The sequence below is a fragment of the Streptomyces sp. NPDC001606 genome (assembly GCF_053596835.1).
On record NZ_JBSFHC010000022.1, the window covers coordinates 32,445 to 58,504 of the forward strand.

At 72.1% G+C, this 26,060-nt stretch carries 22 protein-coding genes; 13 read left to right on the top strand and 9 right to left on the bottom strand.

The features are described from left to right. The first annotated feature begins 62 nt into the window (after positions 1-62). From ACWCV9_RS31410 to ACWCV9_RS31435, 6 genes are all read left to right on the top strand, one after another. Positions 63-656 carry an ArsR/SmtB family transcription factor gene (locus ACWCV9_RS31410; protein ID WP_450791647.1) on the top strand — a complete coding sequence of 198 codons (594 nt, stop codon included), beginning with the start codon at positions 63-65 and terminating at the stop codon, positions 654-656. Continuing rightward, entirely contained in the window at positions 634-2,667 is a 2,034-nt protein-coding gene (locus ACWCV9_RS31415) for a thioredoxin domain-containing protein (RefSeq protein ID WP_450791648.1), read from the top strand. Before ACWCV9_RS31410 ends, ACWCV9_RS31415 begins: the two co-directional genes overlap by 23 nt. A 254-nt stretch (positions 2,668-2,921) precedes the next feature. Then, on the top strand, positions 2,922-4,190 hold the full coding sequence (locus ACWCV9_RS31420; RefSeq protein ID WP_385847813.1) for a glycosyltransferase: 1,269 nt from the start codon (positions 2,922-2,924) through the stop codon (positions 4,188-4,190). After that, positions 4,187-5,833 (top strand): ArnT family glycosyltransferase, encoded by a 1,647-nt coding sequence (locus tag ACWCV9_RS31425; RefSeq protein WP_450791649.1) that lies wholly within the window; start codon positions 4,187-4,189, stop codon positions 5,831-5,833. The genes ACWCV9_RS31420 and ACWCV9_RS31425 overlap by 4 nt, the downstream gene beginning before the upstream one ends. Further along, on the top strand, positions 5,830-7,008 hold the full coding sequence (locus ACWCV9_RS31430; protein ID WP_450791651.1) for a glycosyltransferase: 1,179 nt from the start codon (positions 5,830-5,832) through the stop codon (positions 7,006-7,008). The genes ACWCV9_RS31425 and ACWCV9_RS31430 overlap by 4 nt, the downstream gene beginning before the upstream one ends. Then, the gene (locus ACWCV9_RS31435) at positions 7,005-9,401 is read left to right on the top strand and encodes a galactose oxidase-like domain-containing protein (protein WP_450791653.1); all 2,397 of its coding nucleotides are present in this window, start codon (positions 7,005-7,007) and stop codon (positions 9,399-9,401) included. The genes ACWCV9_RS31430 and ACWCV9_RS31435 overlap by 4 nt, the downstream gene beginning before the upstream one ends. On the opposite strand, the gene ACWCV9_RS31440 is transcribed toward ACWCV9_RS31435, so the two are convergent. The 3 genes from ACWCV9_RS31440 to trhA all read right to left on the bottom strand — a co-directional run bounded on the left by ACWCV9_RS31440 (position 9,398) and on the right by trhA (position 11,622). Beyond that, the gene (locus ACWCV9_RS31440; RefSeq protein WP_450791654.1) at positions 9,398-10,120 is read right to left on the bottom strand and encodes a Mut7-C RNAse domain-containing protein; all 723 of its coding nucleotides are present in this window, start codon (positions 10,118-10,120) and stop codon (positions 9,398-9,400) included. The two genes, ACWCV9_RS31435 and ACWCV9_RS31440, sit on opposite strands and share 4 nt — an antisense overlap. Before the next feature lie 33 nt (positions 10,121-10,153). Continuing rightward, the gene (locus ACWCV9_RS31445; protein WP_450791656.1) at positions 10,154-10,789 is read right to left on the bottom strand and encodes a TetR/AcrR family transcriptional regulator; all 636 of its coding nucleotides are present in this window, start codon (positions 10,787-10,789) and stop codon (positions 10,154-10,156) included. Positions 10,790-10,908: 119 nt separating this feature from the next. Next, positions 10,909-11,622: a PAQR family membrane homeostasis protein TrhA gene (gene trhA, locus ACWCV9_RS31450; protein WP_450791658.1), complete on the bottom strand. Its 714-nt coding sequence runs from the start codon at positions 11,620-11,622 to the stop codon at positions 10,909-10,911. Between the two features lie 288 nt (positions 11,623-11,910). Here trhA and ACWCV9_RS31455 point away from each other — a divergent pair, with 288 nt between their 5' ends. Then, a complete protein-coding gene (locus ACWCV9_RS31455; protein ID WP_450791660.1) occupies positions 11,911-13,731 on the top strand; it encodes a phosphoenolpyruvate carboxykinase (GTP) in 1,821 nt (606 codons plus the stop codon). Between the two features lie 246 nt (positions 13,732-13,977). On the opposite strand, the gene ACWCV9_RS31460 is transcribed toward ACWCV9_RS31455, so the two are convergent. Beyond that, on the bottom strand, positions 13,978-14,403 hold the full coding sequence (locus ACWCV9_RS31460; protein WP_450791661.1) for an SCO4983 family protein: 426 nt from the start codon (positions 14,401-14,403) through the stop codon (positions 13,978-13,980). A gap of 97 nt (positions 14,404-14,500) precedes the next feature. Further along, a complete protein-coding gene (locus tag ACWCV9_RS31465; RefSeq protein WP_450791662.1) occupies positions 14,501-15,712 on the bottom strand; it encodes a pyridoxal phosphate-dependent aminotransferase in 1,212 nt (403 codons plus the stop codon). A gap of 258 nt (positions 15,713-15,970) precedes the next feature. On the opposite strand from ACWCV9_RS31465, the gene ACWCV9_RS31470 reads away from it, so the two are divergent. Continuing rightward, complete coding sequence (locus tag ACWCV9_RS31470; RefSeq protein ID WP_450791664.1) at positions 15,971-16,777, top strand: hypothetical protein; 807 nt, start codon at positions 15,971-15,973, stop codon at positions 16,775-16,777. Between the two features lie 144 nt (positions 16,778-16,921). Next, positions 16,922-17,755: a S1 family peptidase gene (locus ACWCV9_RS31475; RefSeq protein WP_450791665.1), complete on the top strand. Its 834-nt coding sequence runs from the start codon at positions 16,922-16,924 to the stop codon at positions 17,753-17,755. Between the two features lie 14 nt (positions 17,756-17,769). On the opposite strand, the gene ACWCV9_RS31480 is transcribed toward ACWCV9_RS31475, so the two are convergent. Both ACWCV9_RS31480 and ACWCV9_RS31485 read right to left on the bottom strand, forming a co-directional pair. Beyond that, on the bottom strand, positions 17,770-19,386 hold the full coding sequence (locus ACWCV9_RS31480; protein WP_450791667.1) for an N-acyl-D-amino-acid deacylase family protein: 1,617 nt from the start codon (positions 19,384-19,386) through the stop codon (positions 17,770-17,772). 40 nt (positions 19,387-19,426) lie between these two features. Further along, positions 19,427-20,698, bottom strand: coding sequence for an amino acid deaminase (locus ACWCV9_RS31485; RefSeq protein ID WP_450791669.1), 1,272 nt, complete (start codon positions 20,696-20,698; stop codon positions 19,427-19,429). A gap of 129 nt (positions 20,699-20,827) precedes the next feature. On the opposite strand from ACWCV9_RS31485, the gene ACWCV9_RS31490 reads away from it, so the two are divergent. From ACWCV9_RS31490 to ACWCV9_RS31505, 4 genes are read left to right on the top strand one after another with little or no spacing between them, the layout of a single operon-like run. Then, the gene (locus tag ACWCV9_RS31490; protein WP_450791670.1) at positions 20,828-21,895 is read left to right on the top strand and encodes a sugar kinase; all 1,068 of its coding nucleotides are present in this window, start codon (positions 20,828-20,830) and stop codon (positions 21,893-21,895) included. Continuing rightward, positions 21,892-22,653 carry an IclR family transcriptional regulator gene (locus ACWCV9_RS31495; RefSeq protein ID WP_450791671.1) on the top strand — a complete coding sequence of 254 codons (762 nt, stop codon included), beginning with the start codon at positions 21,892-21,894 and terminating at the stop codon, positions 22,651-22,653. Before ACWCV9_RS31490 ends, ACWCV9_RS31495 begins: the two co-directional genes overlap by 4 nt. Further along, positions 22,650-23,060, top strand: coding sequence for a RidA family protein (locus ACWCV9_RS31500; RefSeq protein ID WP_450791672.1), 411 nt, complete (start codon positions 22,650-22,652; stop codon positions 23,058-23,060). The genes ACWCV9_RS31495 and ACWCV9_RS31500 overlap by 4 nt, the downstream gene beginning before the upstream one ends. A gap of 60 nt (positions 23,061-23,120) precedes the next feature. Beyond that, positions 23,121-23,669: a hypothetical protein gene (locus ACWCV9_RS31505; protein WP_450791673.1), complete on the top strand. Its 549-nt coding sequence runs from the start codon at positions 23,121-23,123 to the stop codon at positions 23,667-23,669. 51 nt (positions 23,670-23,720) lie between these two features. Here the strand turns inward: ACWCV9_RS31505 and ACWCV9_RS31510 are convergent, their stop codons facing one another. After that, positions 23,721-24,215 (bottom strand): hypothetical protein, encoded by a 495-nt coding sequence (locus tag ACWCV9_RS31510; RefSeq protein ID WP_450791674.1) that lies wholly within the window; start codon positions 24,213-24,215, stop codon positions 23,721-23,723. 95 nt (positions 24,216-24,310) lie between these two features. Continuing rightward, a complete protein-coding gene (locus ACWCV9_RS31515; protein ID WP_450791676.1) occupies positions 24,311-26,035 on the bottom strand; it encodes a chitinase in 1,725 nt (574 codons plus the stop codon). Between the last annotated feature and the right edge of the window lie 25 nt (positions 26,036-26,060).

The following is a 26,060-nucleotide window of genomic DNA, read 5'->3' on the forward strand; positions in this document are numbered from 1 at the left end:
TGCAAAGAAAATTCGGCAGATCTCCGGGGCTTCTCAGGGTTCTCAGGGATACGGTGGGCGGCATGACCGACGGCATGCCCGAGATGACCAGCCTGGAGCGCACCGCCCTCTACAAGTCCCTCGGCAATCCGCTGCGCCGCCGCATCCTCGACTATCTCGGCCGGCACGGCGAGGCCAACTCGACCGTCCTCGCCCGCGAACTCGGGGAAAGCTCCGGCACCACCAGCTACCACCTGCGCAAACTCGCCGAGCAGCGGCTCATCGAGGAGATCCCGGAGAAGTCGGGCGGGCGGGAGCGCTGGTGGCGGACCCTGCCGTTCAGCCACACCACCCCCGACCCGGCCGCCATGACCCGCGAGGAGTACGCGGCCGCCGCCGAACTCGCGCACCTGAAGATCGAGTTCGACACGGCCCTCTACCGCCGCGCCCACGAGGAGTACCGCGGCCCCGAGGGCTGGGCCCAGGTCCAGCGCCACAACACCTGGATGACCAGGGAGGAACTCCTCGCCTTCCTGCGGGAGTACCACGAACTGCTCGGCCGGTACAGCCACCCGCGCGAGGAGGCGCCGGCCGAGGCGCGCCCGGTCCTGGTGCGTTTCTACGCGGTGCCGGAGCCCGTGGGAGAGTGGGAGCGTGGTGAACCGACTGGCGCATGAGACCTCCCCGTACCTCCTCCAGCACGCCGACAACCCGGTCGACTGGTGGCCCTGGTCGACCGAGGCCTTCGAGGAGGCCCGCAGGAGCGACCGGCCCGTGCTGCTGAGCGTCGGGTACAGCAGCTGTCACTGGTGCCATGTCATGGCCCACGAGTCCTTCGAGGACCAGGCCACCGCCGAGTACCTCAACGCCCACTTCGTCAGCGTCAAGGTCGACCGCGAGGAGCGGCCCGACGTCGACGCCGTCTACATGGAGGCCGTACAGGCCGCCACCGGGCAGGGCGGCTGGCCCATGACCGTGTTCCTCACCCCGGACGCCGAGCCGTTCTACTTCGGCACCTACTTCCCGCCCGCCCCGCGGCACGGGATGCCCTCCTTCCGGCAGGTCCTGGAGGGGGTCCAGCAGGCCTGGTCGGGCCGCCGCGAGGAGGTCACCGAGGTCGCCGGGAAGATCGTCCGCGACCTGTCCCAGCGGGAGATCGTCCGGCATGCCGCACAGGCGCCCGGCGAGCAGGAGCAGGCGCAGGCGCTGCTCGGGCTCACCCGGGAGTACGACCCCCAGCGCGGCGGATTCGGCGGGGCGCCCAAGTTCCCGCCGTCCATGGTGATCGAGTTCCTGCTGCGCCACCACGCCCGCACCGGCGCCGAGGGCGCCCTCCAGATGGCGCAGGACACCTGCGAGCGGATGGCCCGCGGCGGCATCTACGACCAGCTCGGCGGCGGCTTCGCCCGCTACTCCGTGGACCGCGACTGGGTCGTGCCGCACTTCGAGAAGATGCTGTACGACAACGCCCTGCTCTGCCGGGTGTACGCGCATCTGTGGCGGGCCACCGGCTCGGATCTCGCCCGGCGGGTCGCGCTGGAGACCGCCGACTTCATGGTGCGCGAACTGCGCACTCCCGAGGGCGGGTTCGCCTCGGCGCTCGACGCCGACAGCGACGACGGCACCGGCCGGCACGTCGAGGGCGCCTACTACGTCTGGACGCCGGAGCAGCTGCGCGAGGTGCTGGGCGAGGACGACGCCGCCCTCGCCGCCCAGTACTTCGGGGTGACCGTGGAGGGCACCTTCGAGCACGGGCAGTCGGTGCTCCAGCTGCCGCAGAGCGAAGGCGTCGTCGAGGCCGGGCGGATCGACTCCGTGCGGCGGCGCCTGCTCGCCGCCCGCGCGGAGCGTCCCGCGCCCGGCCGGGACGACAAGGTCGTCGCCGCCTGGAACGGGCTCGCCGTCGCCGCGCTCGCCGAGACCGGCGCCTACTTCGACCGGCCCGACCTGGTCGAGGCCGCCCTCGGCGCCGCCGACCTGCTCGTCCGGGTGCACCTGGACGAGCACGCCCGGCTCTCCCGCACCAGCAAGGACGGCCGCGTCGGCGGCAACGCCGGCGTCCTGGAGGACTACGCCGACGTCGCCGAGGGCTTCCTCGCCCTCGCCTCGGTGACCGGCGAGGGCGTCTGGCTGGACTTCGCCGGCCTCCTCCTCGACCAGGTGCTCGCCCGCTTCACCGACCAGGAGACCGGCGCCCTCTACGACACCGCGGCCGATGCCGAGCGGCTCATCCGCCGCCCCCAGGACCCGACCGACAACGCCACCCCGTCCGGCTGGACCGCCGCGGCCGGCGCCCTCCTCGGGTACGCCGCCCACACCGGGTCGGAGGTCCACCGCACCGGCGCCGAACGGGCGCTGGGCGTGGTGAAGGCCCTCGGGCCGCGGGTGCCCCGGTTCATCGGCTGGGGGCTCGCCGTCGCCGAGGCACTGCTCGACGGGCCCAAGGAGGTCGCCGTGGTCGGGCCGGAGGACGACGACCGGACGGCCGTACTGCACCGCACGGCGCTGCTCGGCACCGCGCCGGGCGCCGTCGTCGCCGTCGGCGCGCCGGGGAGTGACGAGTTCCCGCTGCTCGCCGACCGGCCGCTGCCGGGCGGCGAGCCGGCCGCCTATGTCTGCCGCAACTTCACCTGCGACGCCCCCACGGCCGATCCGGAGCGGCTGCGGGCCGTGCTGAACGGGCACTGAGCGGCGCGGACGGCACGCCGACGGAACGCGTCAACTGTCCGAATGTGAACCACGTGTTCGGATAGATACCGCTTGCCCCCGCTTAGCACCGCCGTTCCGAAACACGCCATTTATCGGAACGGTCCCCGCGCTTCACAGATCCCCCCTAGTCTCTGCACAGCGACACGACGGGTGACGCAACGCTGACCCAGCGTCGATCCGTCGTCGTACGCCCAGGGGGTTACAGGGGATTATCAGGGGATCTGGGGGGATCTTTGCTGACGTCCGTCTTCATCGCTGCCGTCTCGCTTGCGCTGTTCTGGATGGCGGCTTTCACTCTGTGGTGGCAGATGCACGCGTGGCGCACGCCCGAGGTGCTCGCCTCCACCCGGTTCGGCCGCCCCGACGGCGCCGAACACCTCTCCTTCTCACTGCTGGTACCGGCCCGGCACGAACAGGCCGTGCTCGACCACACCATCCAGCGGCTGCTCCGCTCCCGCCACGCCGACTTCGAGATCATCGTCATCGTCGGACACGACGACCCGGAGACGACCGAGGTGGCCGAGGCGGCCGCCCGGCGCGATCCGCGGGTCCGGGTGGTCGTGGACACCCACGACAAGAAGAACAAGCCGAAGGCCATGAACACGGCGCTGCCGCACTGCCGCGGCGATGTCGTCGGGGTCTTCGACGCCGAGGACCAGGTCCATCCCGAACTGCTCGCCCATGTCGACCACGCCTTCCGCAGCACCGGCGCGGACGTCGTCCAGGGCGGGGTCCAGCTCATCAACTTCCACTCCAGCTGGTACAGCCTGCGCAACTGCCTGGAGTACTTCTTCTGGTTCCGCTCGCGGCTCCATCTGCACGCGCAGAAGGGGTTCATCCCGCTCGGCGGCAACACCGTCTTCGTCCGCACCGACGTGCTGCGGGACGCGGAGGGCTGGGACCCCGACTGCCTGGCCGAGGACTGCGACCTCGGGGTGCGGCTGTCCAGCATCGGCAAGAAGGTCGTCGTCGCCTACGACTCCGCCATGGTCACCCGCGAGGAGACCCCGGGCAGTCTGATGGCGCTGCTCAAACAGCGCACCCGCTGGGACCAGGGCTTCCTCCAGGTCTACCGGAAGAAGGACTGGAAGCAGCTGCCCGGACACGGCCAGCGGCTGCTCGCCCGCTACACCCTGATGACACCGTTCATGCAGGCCTTCTGCGGACTGGTCATCCCGCTGAACGCGGCCGTCGCGCTCTTCCTCGACGTGCCCGTCGGCGTCGCCTTCCTCACCTTCCTGCCGCTGGTCACCGCGGCCGTCACCGTCGTCTTCGAGGTGGTCGGACTGCACGACTTCGGCAGGCAGTACGGCCTGCGGGTGCGCCTCGTCCACTATCTGAAACTCCTCGTGGGCGGCCCCTTCTACCAGGTGCTCCTGGCCGGCGCCGCGATCCGTGCCGTATGGCGCGAGCAGCGCGGCCGCACCGACTGGGAGCTGACCCGGCACGTGGGCGCGCACCTCGACGCGGCCGAGCCGATCCGAGAGGACGTTCCCGCGTGACCTCCATCCTCCCCGCGGTGACCGACGACCAGGTCCCCGCGCAGCACCCGCCTGCGCCCGCGGCGGGCTCCACCGAGCGGCCCACGCCACCGCAGCGGCTCCGCGCGTCCCGGCCCGACCTGCTGCTCTGCGGGGCCCTGCTGACGGCGATCCTCGTCGTCCAGGGCTGGAACATCGCCGACTACCCGGCCCTCAGCGACGACGAGGGCACCTACCTCGCCCAGGCCTGGGCCGTCCAGCAGGGCCGGGGCCTGGCCCACTACACCTACTGGTACGACCACCCGCCGCTCGGCTGGATCCAGATAGCCCTGCTCGGCTGGATACCCTCGGCCGTCAGCCCGGGCTCCATGACCGTCGCCACCATGCGGCTGCTCATGCTCGGCATCGGCGGAGTCAGCGCGGTCCTCGTCTACGTCCTCGGCCGCCGCCTGTGCCTGCCCCGCTGGGCCGCCGGACTCGGCATGGCCCTGTTCGGACTCTCGCCGCTCGCGGTCGTCCTCAGCCGCGAGATCTTCCTCGACAACATCGCCGTGATGTGGCTGCTGCTGGCGTTCTGCCTCGCCGCCTCGCCCAGCCGCCACCTCTGGCACCACTTCGGCGCAGGGCTCGCCGCCGCCGCGGCCGTGCTCACCAAGGAGACGATGCTCGTCGTCCTGCCCGCCCTGTTCATCACCATGTGGCGGCACAGCCACCGCGACACCCGCAAGTTCGCCCTCACCGGAGCCATCACCGGCTGCGCCCTGATCGGGCTGTCGTACCCGCTGTTCGCGCTGCTCAAGGGCGAGTTGCTGCCCGGCGCCGGACATGTCTCGCTGTGGGGCGGGATCACCTACCAGATGTCCCGGCCCGGCTCCGGCTTCCTCCTCGACCCGGGCTCCGGCGCCTACGGGGTGCTGCACTCCTGGCTCTACTACGACCGGGTGCTGCCCCTCGGCGGCCTCGCCGGGGCGCTGCTCCTGCTGCTCATCCGGCGCTGGTCGGTCACCGCCCGGGCCCTCGCCGGACCCGCCCTCGCGGTCGCGGTCCTCACCGCGGTCGCCCTGCGCCCGGGCGGCTATCTGCCCGCCATGTACATCATCGGCGCGCTGCCCTTCCTCGCCCTGGTGCTGGCCGGCGCCACCGCCTCCGTGGCACACGCCGTACTGCACCGCCGGCGGCGCCCCGACGAGCGCCGCCGGGTCACCGGCGGCCGGTACGCGCTCGCCGCGGTCCTCGCCGTCGCGGCCGGCGCCTACGTCGTACCGCGCTGGTACGACGGCGACCGCACCGCCGTCACCGCCGACGCCAACCGGCCCTACCGGCAGGCGTCGCACTGGCTCGGCACCCGGGTCGCCCACCCGGCGGACGCCCGGATCCTCGTCGACGACGCCCTCTGGCTGGACCTCGTGCACGCCGGATACCGGCCCGGGCTCGGCGCGATCTGGTTCTACAAGGCCGACCTCGACCCGGCCGTCGGCACGACCCTGCCGCACGGCTGGGAGGACCTCGACTACGTCGTCGCCTCGCCGACCGTCCGCCGCGATGCCAAGGACCTGCCCACCGTCCGGGCCGCCCTGAAGCACTCCACACCGGTCGCCGCCTTCGGCAGCGGACCCGACCGCATCGAGATCCGGCGGATCCAGCCCACAGGAGGCGCCCGATGAGCGAGTACACCGCGCCCGTACCCGGTCTCGACGCCGTCGAGGTGCCCGAGCCGGGGGCCGTCACCGTCGTCGTACCGACCTTCAACGAGTCCGCGAACGTCCGGCAGCTGCTGCACCGGATCACCGAGGCGGTGCCCGCCCGGCTGCCCTGCGAGGTGGTCTTCGTGGACGACTCCACCGACGACACCCCCGAGGTGATCCGGCAGGCCGCCCAGGACTGCCCGTTCCCGGTGTCCGTCCTGCACCGGGCGGAACCGGTCGGCGGGCTCGGCGGGGCGGTGGTGGAGGGGCTGCGGGCCGCGACCTCGGAGTGGGTCGTCGTCATGGACGGCGACTGCCAGCACCCGCCCGCCCTGATCCCCGAGCTGGTGGCCACCGGCGAACGGACGCACGCCGGGCTCGTCGTCGCCTCCCGCTACACCGCGGGCGGCAGCCGGGCCGGACTCGCCGGCGGCTACCGGGTGGCCGTGTCGCGCGCCGCCACCTGGCTCGCCAAGGCCCTCTTCCCCCGCCGGCTGCACGGCATCAGCGACCCCATGAGCGGCTTCTTCGCCGTCCGGCGCAGCGCCGTCACCGCGGACCTGCTCCGGCCGCTCGGCTACAAGATCCTCCTCGAACTGGCCGTCCGCAGCCGGCCGCGCCGGGTCGCCGAGGTGCCGTTCGTGTTCCAGGAGCGGTTCGCGGGGGAGTCCAAGTCCACCGCCCGGGAGGGCTTCCGCTTCCTGCGCCACCTGGCCGGGCTGCGCAGCGCCTCCCCGGCCGCCCGGATGATCGGCTTCGGACTGATCGGCGCGAGCGGGTTCGCCCCCAACCTGATCGGCCTGTGGGCGCTGACCGCCCTGGGCCTGCACTACGTCCCCGCCGAGATCCTCGCCAACCAGCTCGGCGTCGGCTGGAACTTCCTGCTCATCGAGCAGCTGCTGTTCCGCGACCGCCGCGCGCACCGCCGCTGGTGGGACCGGCTCGGCCGGTTCGCGCTGCTCGCCAACGCCGACCTCGTTCTGCGCATCCCGCTGATCGCGCTGCTCGTCGGCCGGTTCGGTATGGGCGTCCTGCCCGCGACCGCGCTGGCGCTGGTGCTGACCTTCGTCCTGCGCTTCGTCGGCACCGAAGCGCTGGTCTATCTCCCGCGACGCCGCCGCGGGGATCGTACGACCGCAAGGAGAGCCGTGTGAGCACGTACCGCAGACGGACGGCACTGGTCGGGGTGGGCGCCCTGACCGCCGGTCTGCTCCTGACCTCGCCGCAGAGCGCCGAGGCCGCCAACCTGATCAAGAACCCCGGCTTCGAGACCACCGGCACCGGTGACATGCCGTACTGCTGGGAGAAGGCGGGCTGGGGCGACAACGACTTCAGCTACGAGACCACCTCCGACGCGCACTCCGGTGCGAAGGCCATGAAAGTCAGCCTGACCCGCCGGGTCGACGGCGACCGCAAGGCGATGTTCCTGGAGTCCACCGACTGCGCGCCCGCCGTGAGCGTCGGAAAGCAGTACGACCTGGGGCTCTGGTACAAGACCACGACCCCGGACGCGAACGTCACCCTCTTCCGGCACGACAGCACGACCGGCTGGCAGTACTGGACCGACGTCAAGACCCTGGAGACGGCTGCCGCCTGGACCCGGGCCACGGTCCGCACCCCGGAGATCCCGGCCGGCACCGACCGCATCACCTGGGGCGTGTCGGTGTACGGCACCGGGTCGGCGACCACCGACGACTACACCATGGAGCAGGTGCCGGACACCGTTCCACCCGCGCAGTGCACCGGCACGGCCGACCAGTGCGCGAACGGCGGCTGGTCCGTGCTGCCGACGCAGAACCCGGTCCGCTCCATGCACTCCGTCGTGCTGAACAACGGCAAGGTGCTGCTGATCGCGGGATCCGGCAACAGCGAGGAGAGCTTCGCCGCCGGGACCTTCACCTCGGCGGTCTACGACCCCGCCAACGGCACCTACCAGCTCGTCCCGACCCCGAAGGACATGTTCTGCGCGGGCCATGTGCAGCTCCAGGACGGGCGGGTGCTCGTCCTCAGCGGCAACAAGGCGTACCCGGTCCCCGGCGGCCACGGCTACGAGGGTTACCGGGACTCCTACGTCTTCGACCCGAGGACCGAGACCTACACCAAGGTCAACGATCTCAACGACGGCCACTGGTACCCGTCGGCGACCGAGCTGGGCAACGGTGACGTCATCACCTTCGGCGGGCTCCGCGAGGACTCCACCGGCTCGGTGACGGCGGAGCGGTTCAGCGCGGCGCAGAACCAGTGGCTGCCGCTGTCCCAGGTCCACCAGACCTGGTCCTACTGGGGCCTGTACCCGGCGATGGTCCTGATGCAGGACGGCCGCCTCTTCTACACGGGCAGCCATGTCTTCGGCAACAACATCCCCGGCACGGGCGCGGCGGTCTACGACTACGACGCCAACACCATCACCCAGATCCCGGGGCTCCAGAACAAGGACCAGCGCGACCAGTCGGCGTCGGTGCTGCTGCCCCCCGCCCAGGACCAGCGGGTCCTCACCATCGGCGGCGGCAACATCGACAGCAACCCCGACGCGGGCCGCCTCACCGACCTGATCGACCTCAAGCAGCCGAACCCGTCCTACGTCGCCGGGCCGCCGCTGCCGCAGGGCACGGTCGACCTCGGCGCCGGACCCCGGCCGGAGACCGGCGGCCAGGGCAAGATGTACGTCTCCGCGGTGCTGCTGCCCGACGGCAAGGTGCTGGAGACCGGCGGCGCCCTGCACAACCGGGCCGACCCGGTGCACGAGTCCTCGCTCTTCGATCCCGGCAGCAACACCTTCGCCCCGGTCGCCGCCGACCCCGAGGACCGCGGTTACCACTCCTCCGCGTTCCTGCTGCCCGACGGCCGGGTCATGGCCACCGGCGACAACCCGGGCAACGGCAGCTGGAACCACAACGTGTCCCTCTACACCCCGCCCTACCTCTACAAGGGCACCCGCCCGACGATCACCTCGGTGATCAGCCAGGAGTGGAAGTACGGCGACACCCAGCGGATCACCGTGGACCGGCCCGTCGCACGGGCGGAGCTGATCCGGCCGGCCGCGGTGACGCACTCCTCCGACCCGAACCAGCGGTTCGTGGATCTGCCGCTGTCGGTGGACGGGAACAACGTCGACCTCAACGTCACGAACAACCCCGACATCGCCCCGCCCGGCTGGTACATGCTGTTCGCCGTCGACGCGAACGGGGTGCCGTCCGTGGCCCGGTGGGTCCATCTGACCGGCCCGGCGGCCATGACCGCCGCCGCCCCGCACGTCCACGCCTTCGCCGACGACCTGTCCGGCAAGGTCACCGGCCCCGGCAAGAGGCGCGCCGCCCAGCCGGTCAGCCCCACCCTCTCCGGCTGCGACCGCCACTACGGCTCGGCCAACGTCTGCGTGCCCACGGTCTTCCCGCCCGAGGTGCGCAGGACGGCGGCGGCCCGGTGCGCCTGGCTGCGGCACAACCACTACGGCCGGCTGCGGGTCAACGGCGGTGACGACCCGCTGGGCCTGGACCACAACCGCAACGGCATCGCCTGCCGGGGAGGAGACCTGACTGCGCGTTAGCCGTGCTCGGCCAGGGCGCGCTCCACGATGGCCTCCAGCTGGTCGTGGTGCGCGCCCTTCCAGTAGGCGCGGCCGCACGCGGTGCACTGGGCGAAGACGTCGTACGAGCGTTGCGTGCCGCCCTTGAGCTGGTCGGCGACCTCGTCCTTGGTGGCCTCGCGCAGCAGCCCGTTGCAGGCGGTGCAGCGGGTCCAGGGGCGCAGCTCGGGGGCGAAGCGGTCCAGGATGTCGTGGAGTTGGTCGTCGGGCCGGGTGCTGTAGACGAACGCCCCGGCCCACAGCTCGCGGCGGCGCAGCAGCCCCCGGTCGCGGCTGAGCATGACCCGTTTCTCGGCGGCCGAGCGGGCGGCGAGTGCCGGGTCGCCGATGTCGGTCGACTCGTACGCCGCGTCGACGCCGAGCAGCCGCAGCCGGCGGGCGAGGGTGCCGAGATGCACGTCGAGGAGGAAGCGGAGCGGGGCGCCGGGGACCCGCTGGGGGCGTTCCACGGCGCGGACGCTGACCGTCTCGCCCGCCTTCGGGATGTGTGACACCGGCACCTCGTGGCCGTCCACGACCAGGGCGCCGACCTCGGTCAGCGGCACGCCGAGGGACTCGACGACATGGCCGAGCGTCGAGACTCCGTCGGTGCCGAGCGGGGTGGCTCCGGCCCGCCGGGCGTGCGGCACGAACAGATGGAGCGCGGGGGCGACTTCGACGCGGATCTCGGCTCGGTTCACGTCGTCAGCATCGCACGGGGTACGGCCCGTGCCTCAGCGGTTTTCGACGGGCAGCCCGTGCTCCAGGACGTCCAGGGCGCGTTCCATCAGCGCCCCCAGGTCGTCCTGCTGGCCGGTCTCGCCCCAGTAGCGGTTGACCTCCATGAGCCCGCCGATCAGCGACATGGCGTGGACCCGCACCTCCAGCGCCTCCGGGTCGAGTCCGGTGCGGTCCGCGATGACCTGGCGGAGCAGGGCGCCGGTGCTCGCCATGCTCTCCAGCATCCGGCCGCGGACGGCCGGGATCTCCACCCCGAGGCGCACCCGCAGCCGGGCCACCTCGGGGTCCTCGGCCAGCGCGCGGTCGACCGCCCGGTGGATGACGTAGCGCAGGGACTGGATGAGCGGCTCGCCGGCCGGGCGGGCGCGCAGTTCGTCCGCCATCAGCAGGTCGTACTCGTCGGTGAGGACGATGTCCTCCTTGGTCGGGAAGTACCGGAAGACGGTCGACGGCGACACCTCGGCCCGCTCGGCGATCTGGTCGATCGTGGTGGCGTCGTACCCCTGCTCGGCGACGAGTGCGTAGGTCGCCGCGCGGATCGCCTCGCGGGTCTTGATCTTCTTGCGTTCCCGCAGGCCGAGGCGGGGGCGGTCGGCGGGGGAGGTGCTGGGGGTGCGTGCGGCCGTCATGCCGGTCATTGTCGGGCATCGCCGTGGGCGGCCGCGCGCGGCGGCGACCGGTGTCGGCCGCACGAAAAAACGGCCACGACTCGGGGTGAGCCGTGGCCGGAGGGCAGGGGGCGCAGGGGTCAGGCGTGCTGGTAGGCCACCAGGGAGATGCCGACGTAGTGGACGACGAAGGCGGCGAGGGTGAAGGTGTGGAAGACCTCGTGGAAGCCGAACCAGCGCGGGGAGGGGTTCGGCCGCTTGATGCCGTAGATCACGCCGCCGGCGCTGTAGAGCAGTCCGCCGACGATGACCAGCACCAGGACGGCGATGCCGCCGGCGCGCATGAAGTCCGGCAGGAAGAAGACGGCGGCCCAGCCCATCGCCAGATAGCAGGGGGTGTAGAGCCAGCGCGGGGCGCCCACCCAGAAGACCCGGAAGACGATCCCGGCCGCCGCCGCGGCCCAGATGCCCCACAGCAGCCACTGGCCCTTCGCGCCGGGCAGGAGCAGCAGGGTCAGCGGGGTGTAGGTGCCCGCGATGATCAGGAAGATGTTGGCGTGGTCCAGCCGGCGCAGCACGCCGTCCATCCGGGGGCTCCAGTTGCCCCGGTGGTACAACGCACTGACCCCGAAGAGCAGGCAGGCTGTCAGGGCGTAGATGCCGCACGCGATGCGGCCTCTGGGGGAGTCGGCGAGAGCGGTGAGCACCAGGCCCGCGATGAGTACGGCCGGGAACATGCCGAGGTGCAGCCAGCCGCGCAGCCTGGGCTTGACCGGATGCGGCAAGGAGAGCGCGCCGAGACCGCGGCCGCTGGCCGGCGTCTCGGTGGGCGCGTCGGGGACGGACGCAGTCATGGGGGGCATGGTACCGACGCCGCCGTAAATCGGCTGTGAACGAGAGCTTTGGTCGTTCGAACGCAAAAAGACCTTCAGGTGAAGCAAAGCCGTACGCAAAGGGAATGTAAACACCCCTGGAAAGCGTGGTCTTCCTCACCTCGCTCACCTGTGAGGCCCCCTGGACATATGGGCATGTACGTCGGATGATCAAATGAGTGCGGTCGGCACCGGATGAGCATCGCGAAGCATCCGGGTCGCAGCCCCCACGGGGCAACAAAGGACAAAATCCCTCACTTAGGAGCAACCGTGGCGCGCGACAACTCGGCTTCAGGCGTTCCCACCAACCATCAGGAACTGATCTCGTGGGTCGACGAGATCGCCGAACTGACGCAGCCGGACAGGGTGGTCTGGTGTGACGGCTCCGAGGCCGAGTACGACCGGCTCTGTGCGGAGCTGGTGGCCAAGGGGACCTTCCGGAAACTCGATCCGATCAAGCGCCCCAACTCCTACTACGCCGCCTCCGACCCGACCGACGTCGCGCGCGTCGAGGACCGCACCTTCATCTGCTCCGAGAAGGAGGAGGACGCGGGCCCGACCAACCACTGGAAGGCCCCCGCCGAGATGCGGGAGATCTTCGCAGGCGAGAAGGGGCTGTTCCGCGGCTCGATGCGCGGCCGCACCATGTACGTCGTCCCGTTCTGCATGGGACCGCTCGGCTCGCCGCTGTCCGCGCTGGGCGTGGAGATCACGGACTCGGCGTACGTCGCCGTCTCCATGCGCACCATGACCCGCATGGGCCAGGACGTCCTGGACGAACTGGGTGACGAGGGCTTCTTCGTGAAGGCCGTGCACACCCTCGGTGCCCCGCTGGAGGAGGGCCAGGACGACGTTCCGTGGCCGTGCAACTCCACCAAGTACATCTCGCACTTCCCCGAGTCGCGCGAGATCTGGTCCTACGGCTCCGGCTACGGCGGCAACGCCCTGCTCGGCAAGAAGTGCTACGCGCTGCGCATCGCCTCCGTCATGGCCCGCGACGAGGGCTGGCTGGCCGAGCACATGCTCATCCTCAAGCTCACCCCGCCGCAGGGCGAGGCCAAGTACGTCGCCGCCGCCTTCCCCTCCGCCTGCGGCAAGACCAACCTCGCCATGCTGGAGCCCACGGTCTCCGGCTGGACCGTGGAGACCATCGGCGACGACATCGCCTGGATGCGCTTCGGCGAGGACGGCCGGCTGTACGCGATCAACCCCGAGGCCGGCTTCTTCGGCGTCGCGCCCGGCACCGGTGAGCACACCAACGCCAACGCGATGAAGACCCTCTGGGGCAACGCGGTCTTCACCAACGTCGCCCTGACCGACGACGGCGACGTGTGGTGGGAGGGCATGACCGAGGAGGCCCCGGCCCACCTGACCGACTGGAAGGGCAACGACTGGACGCCGGCCTCCGAGACCCCGGCCGCCCACCCCAACGCCCGCTTCACGGTGCCCGCGTCGCAGTGCCCGATCATCGCGCCCGAGTGGGAGGACCCCAAGGGCGTGCCGATCTCCGCGATCCTCTTCGGCGGCCGGCGCGCCAGCGCGGTGCCGCTGGTGACCGAGTCCTTCGACTGGAACCACGGTGTCTTCCTGGGCGCCAACGTCGCCTCCGAGAAGACCGCCGCCGCCGAGGGCAAGGTCGGCGAGCTGCGCCGCGACCCGTTCGCGATGCTGCCGTTCTGCGGTTACAACATGGGCGACTACATGGCCCACTGGATCAAGGTCGGCGCGTCCGCGGACGCGGCCAAGCTGCCGAAGATCTACTACGTCAACTGGTTCCGCAAGAACGACGAGGGGAAGTTCGTCTGGCCGGGCTTCGGCGAGAACTCCCGCGTCCTGAAGTGGATCGTGGAGCGGCTCGACGGCAAGGCCGAGGGCGTCGAGACCCCGATCGGCATCCTGCCGACCAAGGAGGCGCTGGACACGGACGGCCTCGAACTGTCCGAGTCCGACCTGGACTTCCTGCTCAAGGTCGACACGGATGTCTGGCGCGAGGAGGCCGCGCTGATCCCCGAGCACCTCAACACCTTCGGCGACCACACGCCGAAGGAGCTGTGGGAGCAGTACCAGGCGCTGGTCGAGCGCCTGGGCTGAGCCCGTACGGACTCCGCGGCCGGTTGGGATGCGCCCTGACCAGTGATCGTCACGGCCGGCCGCGGTGCGGATGGCGAGGCCGCGCACAACGGCGTGTGCGGCCTGGGCCCGCTGCGACAGGCGTTCGTCTGCCCCGACGGACGCGAATCGCGGCGGGCCTTCGCCCATTTCAGGTGTGGGGCGCCCGGTCCGCGCGTCTCGGTGGGTGCACGCGGACCGGGGCCGTCGAGGGGACCCCGGGTGGGGTCAGTGGGCCGCGCTGAGTTCCTTCGGGTCGGCCAGGGCGGCGGTGTGCGCGTCCATCCGCTCGGCGGCGAGGATCGCCGCGGCCGTGTCCGCGCGGGACGCGGCGACCACGAGGGCGCGTCCGGCGAGCGCGTGGGCGCGCCGGTGCAGGGCCGCCGGGTCACCGGCCGGGGCGGGGTCCGGTGTCGCGCGCAGCGGCGTACGGCCTCCGCGCAGCCGGCTCACCTGGGCGGCGAGGCGCTCCGCGGCGGTGTCCAGGTCGGTGGAGGGCGTCAGGGCGCACAGCTCGTCGGTGACCGCGAGGAGCGCGGCGAGATGTCCGGCGAGCTGGATGTCCAGCTCCTCCTCGCGCGACCGGTGGGGAAAGTCGGAGGTGGGGCCGGCCATCGTGGTGTGGACCGACTTGGTCCGGATCGGTTCGTACATGGGATGGCCTCCTGTGCGCTGACAGGAAACCATCCTAGCTTGGATTTCGTCTAAAGTTGAGTCGAGTCACGGAATGAAGTCCGGGGGACTCGCTCCGCTACGGCTGGCCGTACCCATCGAGGAAGTTGCCGATCCGGCCGATCGCGTCCCGCAGGTCGCCCACCGACGGCAGGGTCACCACCCGGAAGTGGTCCGGCTCCGGCCAGTTGAAGCCCGTGCCCTGGACGACCATGATCTTCTCCTGTCGCAGCAGGTCCAGGACCATCTGCCGGTCGTCCTTGATCTTGAAGACCTTCGGGTCCAGGCGCGGGAAGAGATACAGCGCGCCCTTCGGCCGGACACAGCTGACGCCCGGGATCTGCGTCAGCAGCTCGTACGCCGTGTCCACCTGCTCCTTCAGCCGGCCGCCCGGCAGTACCAGGTCGTTGATGGTCTGGCGGCCGCTGAGGGCCGCGACCACGCCGTGCTGGCCCGGCATGTTGGCGCACAGCCGCATGTTCGCGAGGATCGTCAGGCCCTCGATGTAGGAGTCGGCGTGCGCGCGCGGCCCGGAGATCGCCATCCAGCCGACGCGGTACCCGGCCACCCGGTACGCCTTCGACATGCCGTTGAAGGTGAGGGTGAGGAGGTCCGGGGCGACCTTCGCGGTCGGGGTGTGGGTGGCGCCGTCGTAGAGGATCTTGTCGTAGATCTCGTCGGAGCAGACCAGCAGGTTGTGCCGTCGGGCGATGTCCGTCAGCCCCTTGAGCACGGCCTCGTCGTAGACCGCGCCGGTGGGGTTGTTCGGGTTGATGACGACGATGGCCTTGGTCCGGTCGGTGACCTTGCGCTCGATGTCGGCGAGGTCGGGCATCCAGTCGGACTGCTCGTCACAGCGGTAGTGCACCGCCGTACCGCCGGAGAGGGAGACGGCCGCCGTCCACAGGGGGTAGTCCGGGGACGGTACGAGGACCTCGTCGCCGTCGTCGAGCAGGCCCTGCATCGCCATCACGATCAGCTCGGAGACGCCGTTGCCGATGAAGACGTGCTCGACGTCCGTCTCGATGCCGAGGGTCTGGTTGTGCATGACGACCGCGCGGCGGGCGGCGAGCAGGCCCTTCGCGTCGCCGTAGCCGTGTGCCGTGGAGACGTTGCGGAGGATGTCCTCCAGGATCTCGGGCGGACACTCGAAGCCGAACGCCGCCGGGTTGCCGGTGTTCAGCTTGAGGATCCGATGCCCTGCCGCCTCAAGCCGCATCGCCTCCTCGAGCACCGGGCCCCGGATCTCGTAACAGACGTTGGCGAGCTTGGTCGACTGGATCACCTGCATGCACGTGAGCTTACGGCTCGGTAACGCCTCATGGGTCGTGTTTTCCGACACGTGAGACAGATCGGTTTGCCCCGATATCCGAGCTGGGTGTCTCGGTGGTCACTCGCGTCCCTAGAATGCGGTGCGCCGCGTCGGGGCGCGGGGGTCCCGGGCGGGGCGGGGAGGCACAGAGGGATGGGGATGAACGGCGGACAGATACCGGACGGCGGGGACAGGCCGGGCGGCATGCCCCCGGGTCACACCCATCCCCTGCCGGGCGTGTCCCACGCCGACCTCACCCAGCCGCTTCCGCCGGTCGTGTCGCATGCCGACCTCACGCAGCCGCTTCCGCCGGTCGTGTCGCAAGCGGACCTCACCCAGCCGCTCCCCACAGCCGCCGCAGCGCCCTACCCCGCCCCCGTGTCGCACGCGGATCCGGCCGTGCCGAACGTGTACCTGCCCCAGTCGGACAGCGCGCCGGCGTACGACGAGTACGCCGACCCCGCCGCCGCCCACGGCTGGCAGGACGCCTACAGCGAGACCTTGCAGACGGCCCCGCAGACGGCCCCGCAGGCGGCGCCCGTCGAGCCGGGTGCGGGGCGGGCCGGGCGGCGGCGGGAGGAGCGGCGGCGGGCGAGCGGGCGCCGCCGGATCGCGGTCGTCGCCGGGGTCGCCGGTGTGGTCGGCGCCGTCGCGGTGATCGCCGCCGTGGCGGGCTCCGGCTCGGGCTCGCCGGACGGCGGTTCCCGGCCCGCCGGCAGGGGCAGCGGCCGCGGCGGTACGGCCGTGGAGACGCCGACGGCCGGCACGGGGGCTCCGTCCGCCACCGGTTCGGCCGGCTCCCGAAGTGCCTCCGTGGCCGTCCCGCCGCCCAGCTCCACCGGCCCGTCCTCCGCGCCCGCGTCCGGTGCGGCGGCCGCGGACGCGCCGAGCGAGAGTGCCGCGCCCTCGGCCTCCGCCGTGACCGGTACGACGACCGGTGCGCCCGCGCCGACGGTGACGAGCGCGGCCCCGACCGTGAGCACCACCGCGCCGACGTTCCCCACGCACAGCCACGGCCGCGGCGCGACCAAGCGGCCCCACTGATCGCGCCCCGCCGCACCAACTCCCGCCCGCTCACGCCGGATTGGCCGACAGAGGGAAACCCCTACCATCCGGCCCGAGTCCTTGTTCCCGCCCCTCCGCCGCGCTGAAGATGTGCATGACAATCACGCACGAGGGGACCCCCACATGAACAAGCCTCTCCTTGCCGCTCTCTCCTCCCTGGCCCTGGTGGGCCTGGGCGCGGCTCCCGCTCTCGCCGTACCGCACGCCCCGCGCACCGCCGCCGTCACCGTCGACTTCGCCGGGACCGTCTCGCTCAGCGACTGCTCCGGTGCCCTCGTCCGCTTCGCGAACTCCGCGGACACCGACCCGGCGCTCGTCCTGACCAACGGCCACTGCCTGGAGACGGGCTTCACGGCGCCCGGCGAGGTCGTCACCGGCCAGTCCTCCAGCCGTTCCTTCGGCCTGCTGAACTCCGCCGGCAGCAAGGTCGCCACCCTGCGCGCCAACCAGGTCGTCTACTCGACCATGACCGACACGGACGTCACGATCTACCGGCTGACCAGCACCTACGCGCAGATCAAGAGCGCGTACGGGATCAGCGCGCTGACCGTCCAGGACACCCACCCCACGGCCGGCACCACCATCAAGATCCCCTCCGGCTACTGGAAGCGGACCTACAGCTGCTCCATCGACGGGTTCGTCTACCGCCTCCAGGAGAGCGACTGGACCTGGAAGGACTCGGTCCGCTACACCTCCGCCTGCAACACCATCCCCGGCACCTCCGGCTCCCCGGTCGTCGACACCGCCACCGGCAAGGTGGTCGCCGTGAACAACACGGGCAACGAGGACGGTGAGCGCTGCACCGAGAACAACCCGTGCGAGGTCGACCAGAACGGCAACGTCACGGTCCGCCAGGGCACCAACTACGCCGAGGAGACCTACCAGATCCCGGCCTGCTTCACGACCGGCAACAAGCTGAACCTCGGCGCGTCCGGCTGCACCCTGCCCAAGCCGTAACGAGGGTCGAGGGGTCAGCAGGGCGTACGGCGGACGGAGCGGCCCGCGAGGACGTCCGTCCGCCTGCCGTCCTCGATCACGAACCGGCCGTCGACCAGGACGTACGGGATCCCCGTCGGCAGCCGGCGCGGCTGTTCGAAGGTGGCGCCCGGCGCGACCGTGGCCGGGTCGAACAGGACCAGGTCGGCCCGGTACCCCTCGCGCACCAGCCCGCGGTCCGGCAGCCGCAGCCGGGCCGCCGGCCGGGAGGTCAGCCGGGCGACGCACTCCTCCAGGGACAGCAGCCCCAACTCGCGCACATAGTGGCCGAGATAGCGCGGGAAGGTGCCGTAGGCGCGCGGATGCGGCTTGGTGCCCCGGAGGATGCCGTCGGAGCCGCCGGTGTGCACGCGGTGCCGCATGATCGCGCGGACGTTCTCCTCGTGGCCGACGTGCTGGAGGACCGTCGTACCGAGCCGGTCCTCGGCCAGCAGCCGGCGGACCGTCGTCCACGGCGTCTCGCCGCGCCGGTCCGCCGCCTCCCGCACGGTGCACCCGACGAGGTCTCCGAGGGCGGGGTCGGCGACGCCGGAGATCTCGATCGTCCCCCAGTCCACGGGCACCCCGTGGCAGCCGTCCGAGCCGGTCACCTCCAGTGCGTACCGGATGCGCTCGGCCGTCGCCGGGTCGGCGAGCCGGACGGCCAGTGCCTCGGGGCCGCCCTCGCCCGCCCAGCTCGGCAGCAGTGCCGCAAGGGTGGTGCTGCCGGAGGTGTAGGGGTAGGTGTCCAGCGTGATGTCCGCGCCCGCGGCCAGGGCCCGGTCGAGCAGGTCCAGCAGCTCCGGTGCCCGGCCCTTGTTCACGTCGAAGTTCAGGGTGGCGTGGGCGAGATGGAGCGGGCAGCCCGCCTCCCGTGCCAGCTCGATCGTCTCGGCGTAGGCGGCCAGGGCGCCGGCGCCGTAGGAGCGGTGGTGCGGGCAGTAGTAGCCGCCGTACGACGCCACCACCCGGCACAGCTCGGTGAGTTCGGCGTCCGGCGCGTACATGCCCGGGGTGTAGGTCAGCCCCGAGGACAGGCCGACCGCGCCCTGCTCCAGCCCCTCGGCCACCAGCCGCCGCATCCGGTCCAGCTCGCCCGGGGTCGCCGGGCGGTCCTCCCAGCCCACGGCGAGGGCGCGGACGGTGCCCTGCGGGACCAGGTACGCGGCGTTCACCGCGATGCCCCGGTCCAGCCGGTCCAGGTACGCGCCGACCGTCCGCCAGTCGAAGCCGCCGTCGAGGTCGTCGCCGTAGCCGTTCCAGCCGGTGATCGCCCGGCGCACCTCCTCCAGCGTGCGGTCGTCCACCGGCGCGTACGACAGCCCGTCCTGGCCGATGACCTCCAGGGTGACCCCCTGCGCGGCCTTGGCGCTGTGGTCGGGGTCGCGTAGCAGGGCGAGGTCGGAGTGGGCGTGCATGTCGATGAAGCCGGGGGAGAGGACCAGGCCCTCGGCGTCCAGCTCCCGCATCGCCCGCGGCCGCTGACAGCCCGCGGCGGCGGCCTCCTTGACGATGGAGACGATCCGGCCGCGGTCGACCACGACATCGGCGCGGTAGGAGTCGGCGCCGCTGCCGTCCACGACGTCGGCGTCCCGGATGACGAGCTGCTCCACGGCCGGTGCCTCCTCCGCAAGAGTGGTCTGGAAGGGCGGTCTAGAAGAAGGTCCTGATGTAGTCGACCACCGTTCCGTCCGCCTCGGCCACCGGGATCAGCTGCCACTTGTCGAAGACGGTGCACGGGTGGGACAGCCCGAACCCGACCCAGTCGCCGACCTCGATATCCGCCTCGGGACCGGTGCGCAGCCAGAGGTGCTGGTCGGACAGGGCGGTCACCTCGATCCCGGCCGCCGGGTGCTCGGCGCCCGCCCGGCGGACCACGTGCGCGACCGGCAGGCCGAGGTCGTAGGCGGCGTCCCGCTTGCCCGCGTTGACGAAGGCCTCCGTGGGGGACGGCCGGGACACCACCTGGGCCCACAGCCGGAACGCGGGCTCCAGCGCGCCCTCCTCGGGCACCCGGTTGAACGGGGTCAGCCGGCGGTAGTGCACATCGTCGTGCGAGACGTACGCCCCGGAGCGCAGCAGCTTCAGCACGGGCGCGGACAGCCCGGGCACGCCCGCGAACACCTCGGCGACCGCGTCGAACCACTCGCTGCCCCCGGCGCTGAGCACGATCTCGTCCGCGGCCTCGAACAGCCCGGCCCGGTCGAACTCCACGGCGAGCGCGACCAGCCGGGTGAGCCACTCCCGCACCCGCTCCGGGTCGGCGTCGGGCACCTGGGCCTCGTACCCCGCCACGCCCACCAGCCGCAGCGTCCCGGTGCGCGACACCGCCTCGGCGACGTCCCGGGCCGCCGCGTCCGTCCGCGCCCCGGTCCGTGCGCCCGGGCCGGCGCCCAGCTCCACCACCACGTCCACCGGCCGGGCGGTGCCGCGCAGGGCCGCGTCCATCAGCTCGACCCCGCGCACGGAGTCGACGTAGGCGAGGAACCGGAACTCCGGGTCGGCGGCGAGCTCGGCGGCGATCCAGCGCAGGGCGGCGGCGTCCACCAGCTCATGGGCGAGGAAGATCCGCCGGATCCCGAACGCCCGGGCCACCCGCACCTGGTGGGGCAGGGCGAGGGTGATGCCCCAGGCGCCGTGCTCGATCTGGCGGTGGAAGAGCTGCGGGGCCATGGACGTCTTGCCGTGCGGGGCGAAGGCGAGGCCGTGCCGGGCGGTGTACGACTCCATGAGCGCGAGGTTGTGCGCCAGGCGCTCGGCGGACAGCGCGAGGACCGGGGTGGTGAAGCCGTCGTCCGCGCGGAAGAGGTTCCGGCGCTGGGCGGCCAGCTCGGCGACGGTCAGGCCGTCGGCGTCCGGCGGGAGCCCCTTGAAGCGGTGGTCGATCCGTTCCTCGCCCAGCCGGGCGAGCGCTTCGCCGCTCATCGAGCCGCCTCTCTCCTCGTTGCACTCTCTGCAACGGTCATTGCGCACACTGCTACCGGTGTCTAGCATCTCGCCGACCCAGGGTCAACGGAAACGGCCCCCGGACCCGCGAGTCCAACAGGAGCCATCATGAATGACGCTGCTGACGCCCCGGCCGTTGCAGACCCACCGCGGGGGGTGGACGTGGTGACGCTCGGCGAGTCCATGGTGACCTTCCTGCCCGACCGGCCCGGCCGCCTCGCGGACGTGCCCGCCTTCCACCGCGCCATCGGCGGCGCCGAGTCCAACGTGGCCTGCGCGCTGGCCGCCTTCGGGCACTCGGCGCGCTGGGTCGGCCGGGTCGGCGCGGACGGCTTCGGCGACCATCTGGTCGGGGCGATCGCGGCCCACGGCGTCGACGTGACGTACGTGCGCCGCGATCCGGTGCGGCCGACGGGCGTGTACTTCCGTACGGCGCAGGACCGGGCGACGGCCGGGCACGAGGTGGCCTACTACCGGGCGGGCTCCGCGGCCTCCGCGATGACGGTGGCCGACCTGGACCTGGACGCGGTCCTCGCGGCCCGGGTGCTGCATCTGTCCGGGATCACCGCGGCCCTCTCGGAGGACTGCCGGCGCCTGCTGTACGAGCTGACCGCGCCCCGCCCCGGCCGCCCGCTGATCTCCTTCGACGTCAACCACCGGCCCGCGCTGTGGCGGGACGCGGACGGCCCGCGCGTGCTGCGGGAACTGGCGCGCCGGGCCGACATCGTGTTCGTCGGCGCCGACGAGGCGGGGCAGCTCTGGGGACTGCACGGCGCACGCGCCGTGCGGGCGGCGCTGCCGGAGCCGGGAGAGGTGGTGGTCAAGCAGGGCAGCGCCGGGGCGACGGCGTTCGTCAGGCGGCCGGACACCCAGGACGTGGCCACCTCTGTGCCCGCCCCCCGCGTCGATGTCGTCGCCGCGACCGGCGCGGGCGACGCCTTCGCCGCCGGTTTCCTCTCCGCGACCCTGCGCGGGCTGCCGGCCGAGACCCGGCTGCGGCACGGCCACCTCTTCGCCGCCGCGGCCCTCACCGCCCCCGGCGACCTCGCCGAACCGCCCTCCCGCGAGCACGCCGACCGGCTCGCCGCCCGTTGCCCGGCCGCATGGGGCAGACTGCGACTCGGCCCCGGCTGGACCCGGGCCGGGGCGGCCGAGGAGGAGGCGAGCACCCCATGAGCCAGTCCGTCGACCGCGCCCTGAGCATCCTGCCGCTGCTCGCCGAGGGCCCCGCCGACCTGGGCCGGGTCGCCGACGCCCTCGGGGTGCACAAGTCCACGGCCCTGCGCCTGCTGCGCACCCTGCACGAACACGGGCTGGTCTACCGCCAGTCCGACCAGCGCTACCGCCTCGGCGCCCGGCTCTTCGCCCTCGCCCAGGAGGCGATGGAGAACCTGGACGTCCGCGAGATCGCCCACCCCCACCTGGTCCGGCTGAACGAGGAGTGCGGTCACACCGTCCATCTCGCCGTGTACCAGGAGGGCGAGGTCCTCTACATCGACAAGGTGGACAGCCGCTACCCGGTCCGGATGTACTCCCGGATCGGCAGACCGGTCGCCATCACGGTGGCCGCGGTCGCCAAGCTCCTCCTCGCCGACCTTCCCGAGGCCGAGCGCCGCGCGGTCGCGGAGAAGCTCGACTACCCGCGCTACACGGCCCGTTCCACGCCGGACGCCGCCGCGTTCCTCGGGGAGCTGGAGCAGGTGCGCGCGCAGGGCTGGGCCGCCGACTTCGGCGGGCACGAGGAGTCCATCAACTGCGTCGCTGCGCCGGTGCGCGGCGCGGACGGCCGCGTGGTCGCCGCGATGTCCCTCTCCGCGCCGAACGTGGTCGTCACCGCCGAGGAACTCCTCGCCCTGCTCCCGCTGGTGCGCCGTACGGCCGACGCCATCAGCGGCGAGTACTCCGGCAGAACCACAGCAAAGGACCCCGCATGACGGACAAGACCGCCCTCACCCCCAAGACCCACACCACTGCGCCCGCGCGGTTCTCCCACGGTGTGAAGAAGGGCAACATCCTCCAGGTCGCCGGGCAGGTCGGTTTCCTGCCGGCCGAGGAGGGCAAGCCGCCGACGCCCGCCGGCCCGACGCTGCGCGAGCAGACCCTCCAGACCCTCGCCAACGTCAAGGCCGTCCTGGAGGAGGGCGGCGCGACCTGGGACGACGTGATGATGATCCGGGTCTACCTCACCGACGTCGACCACTTCGCCGAGATGAACGACCTCTACAACGCCTACTTCGCGGAGCAGTCCCTCACCCAGCCGCCCGCCGCCCGCACGACGGTGTACGTCGGCCTGCCGCCCGGCCTCCTCATCGAGATCGACGCGCTCGCGGTCCTCGGCTGATGCTTGCGGGACAGGCGGGCTGACTGGTTCCGGCACAGGGAAGTCGTCCATACTGCCGCCGTGGAGCAGCGCATAGGAGCGAGCAGCAAGCCGTCCGAGGCCGAGCCGTTGACGACCGAGCCGGTGACCGGCGCCGGTTTCGACCCGGCCTACATCCCGGGCATCACGGTCCCGGCCCCGGCCAAGCCCGCCGAGCGGGCGGACACCGAACAGGCCGACACCGGACCGGAGGACGCCCGGCCGGAGCCGGAGGCGGAGGCGGAACGGGAGGAGGACACCGAAGCCGCCGAAGCCACCGACCAGGCCGACGACGAGGCGGGAGCCGACGGCCCGGTCTTCGAGGCGTCCGACCGCCGCGCGCGGATCGTGGCCGACCGCAAGGGCGTCCGGCTCAGCCTGGACGAGGAGGCCTGCGAGTTCCGCTGGGACGAGATCGCGGCCGTCGAGACGGAGTCCGCCCGCTTCGGCAAGCGCTTCACGATCACCGTGCACACCCCCGACCGCCGCTGGTACCCCATCGAGATCGAGGCCCCGGCCCGCTCCCGCTTCGCGGAGTGGGACCAGCAGCTGGACGCGGTCCTGGACGCGTACTTCGAGGACGGCGACTGAGACCGGGCCCGTCCCGGGGGCTGCTCCTCGTCCGGTGGCCGGCCTCTGCCCCTACCGCGCGGCGGCGTGCAGCAGTTCGGTGATCTTCGCGAGGGCCTTGTCGGCAGGGTGTTGCCTGATGAGGCCCTCGCGGGCCGCCGCGCGGAGGTCGACCAGGGCGCCCTCGGTGTCCGCGGTCACCACCGCGGTGACGACGGCCGGGTTCATGCCGCCGATGCCGACGCCGATGACGGCGCGTACGGTGACGCCGCCGTCGGCGTGCGCCTCCGCCCCGGTCAGGGTGCCTGCGCCGGCCAGCGTCCGGTGGACCAGGTGGGACGCGGCCGCCACCGGTCCGGGAAGTCTCAGTTGCCCGGTGCCGACATCCTTCTTCGTCCATCTGAAGCCCCGGGCGGCGCCCCGCGCCCCGCCGCGTGCGCCGGCTCCGCCCGTGCCGTGGACGCCGGTGAGCGCGCCGCCGGCCGTGGCGCCCAGCCGGCCGCCCCTCGCGCCGAGTTGCATCATCGCCGCGAGCAGCAGCTCGTCCTCACCGGCCTCGTCGAACACGTCTGTCTCCTCGCTGGCGACCGCATATGGGGGGACAGTCATACCACCGGCGCCCGGACCTCCCAGAGGGCCGGGCGCCGATGATTCACCGGGTGCTAGGGAAGGGCGTGGACATGGGGGGCCACCGTGTTGGACCATGCGTTGCCCGACGCCGCGTCCCAGTTGGTCGACCAGGTCATCGCGCCCCGCAGGCCGGGGTAGGTCTGCGCGGGTTTGAAGGTGCCGCAGTTGGTGCCGGCCGTCAGGCAGTCCAGGGCGTTGTCCACCACGGAGGGCGAGACGTAGCCGCTGCCCGCCGCCCTCGTGGAGGCCGGCAGGCCGAGGCCGACCTGGGAGGGGGCGAGGCCGCTCTGGAGCTGGATGCAGGCGAGGGCGGTCAGGAAGTCCACCGAGCCCTGGCTGTAGACCTTGCCGTCGCAGCCCAGCATGGAACCGCTGTTGTAGTACTGGGTGTTGACGACCGTCAGGATGTCCTTCAGGTTCAGCGCGGTCTGGAAGTAGGCGGTCGAGGTCGACTGCATGTCGATCGTCTGGGGCGCCATGGTGATGACCAGGGACGGGCCCGCCTTGGCCGACAGGGCGCGCAGCGCCTGGGTCATGTAGGTCGCGTTGAGGCCGTTCTCCAGGTCGATGTCGACGCCGTCGAAGCCGTACGTCTGCATCAGCGAGTAGACCGAGTCGGCGAAGTGGGCCGCCGACGCGGAGTCGCTCACCGACACCGTGCCGTTCTGCCCGCCGACCGAGATGATCACCTTCTTGCCGGCCGCGTGCTTGGCGGCGATGTCGGCCTTGAACTGGTCGGCCGTGTAGCCGCCGAGACCGGCCGAGTCCAGGGTGAAGGAGACCGCTCCCGGCGTCGAGGTGGCGTCGGCGAAGGCCACCGCGATGATGTCGTACGACGACGGGACGTCCGACAGCTTCTGCACGGTCGCGCCGTTGTTGAAGTTCTGCCAGTAGCCGGTCACCGCGTGCTTGGGCAGGGAGCCGCCGGTGCCGCCCCCGCCCGTGCCGGAGGAGGCCGTGGTCGCCGTCACCGACGCCGACTTCGCCGACTCGCCCGCCGCGTTGGTCGCCGTCACCTGGAAGCTGTACGACGTCGACGCCGACAGGCCGGTCACCGTCGCGGAGGTGCCGGTCGACGTCGTCACCCTGGTGCCGTTCTCGTAGACGTTGTAGCCGGTCGCGCCGGTGGCGCCGGTCCAGGACAGGGACACGGAGGAGGAGGTCGTACCGGAGACCGTGAGGCCGGTGGGGGCGGCCGGGACGGTCGGGGCCGGGTCGCCGCCTCCGCCGCCGTCGGGGCCGTAGACCGAGATGTCGTCGGCGTAGTAGGCCGCCTGGCCGTACCACCCGTGCGTGTAGACCGTGACGGAGGTGGTTGACGCGCCGGTGGTGAAGGTGGTCGTGAGCTGCTTCCAGCTCGCGGTGTCGGGGGTCCAGGTGGACACGTCGGTCGTGCCGGTGCCGGTGACGCCCAGGTAGGAGTAGCCGCCCTGGACCCAGGCGCTCAGCGTGTACGTCGCGTTGGGCCGGACCGCGACGGACTGGGTGCACTGGGCGTCGTCCTGGCCGGCCGGGGTCGCCTTGAGGGCGGCGGTGCCGGAGTGGACCGGGGAGGAGACGGTCGTACCGCTGCCCGCCGTACAGGTCCAGCCGGAGAGGCCGGACTCGAAGCCGGCGTTGCGGACGTTGTTCACGTCCGCCGCGGACGCCGGTGCGGCGGTGGCGAGTCCGGCGAGGGAGAGGGCCAGGGCGGTGGTGGCGGCCCAGGCCGCACATCGCCGTCCACGGGGTCTGGGTATGCCTGGAGCGCGGTCCACTGGGGCCTCCGGTGGGGGAGTCGAC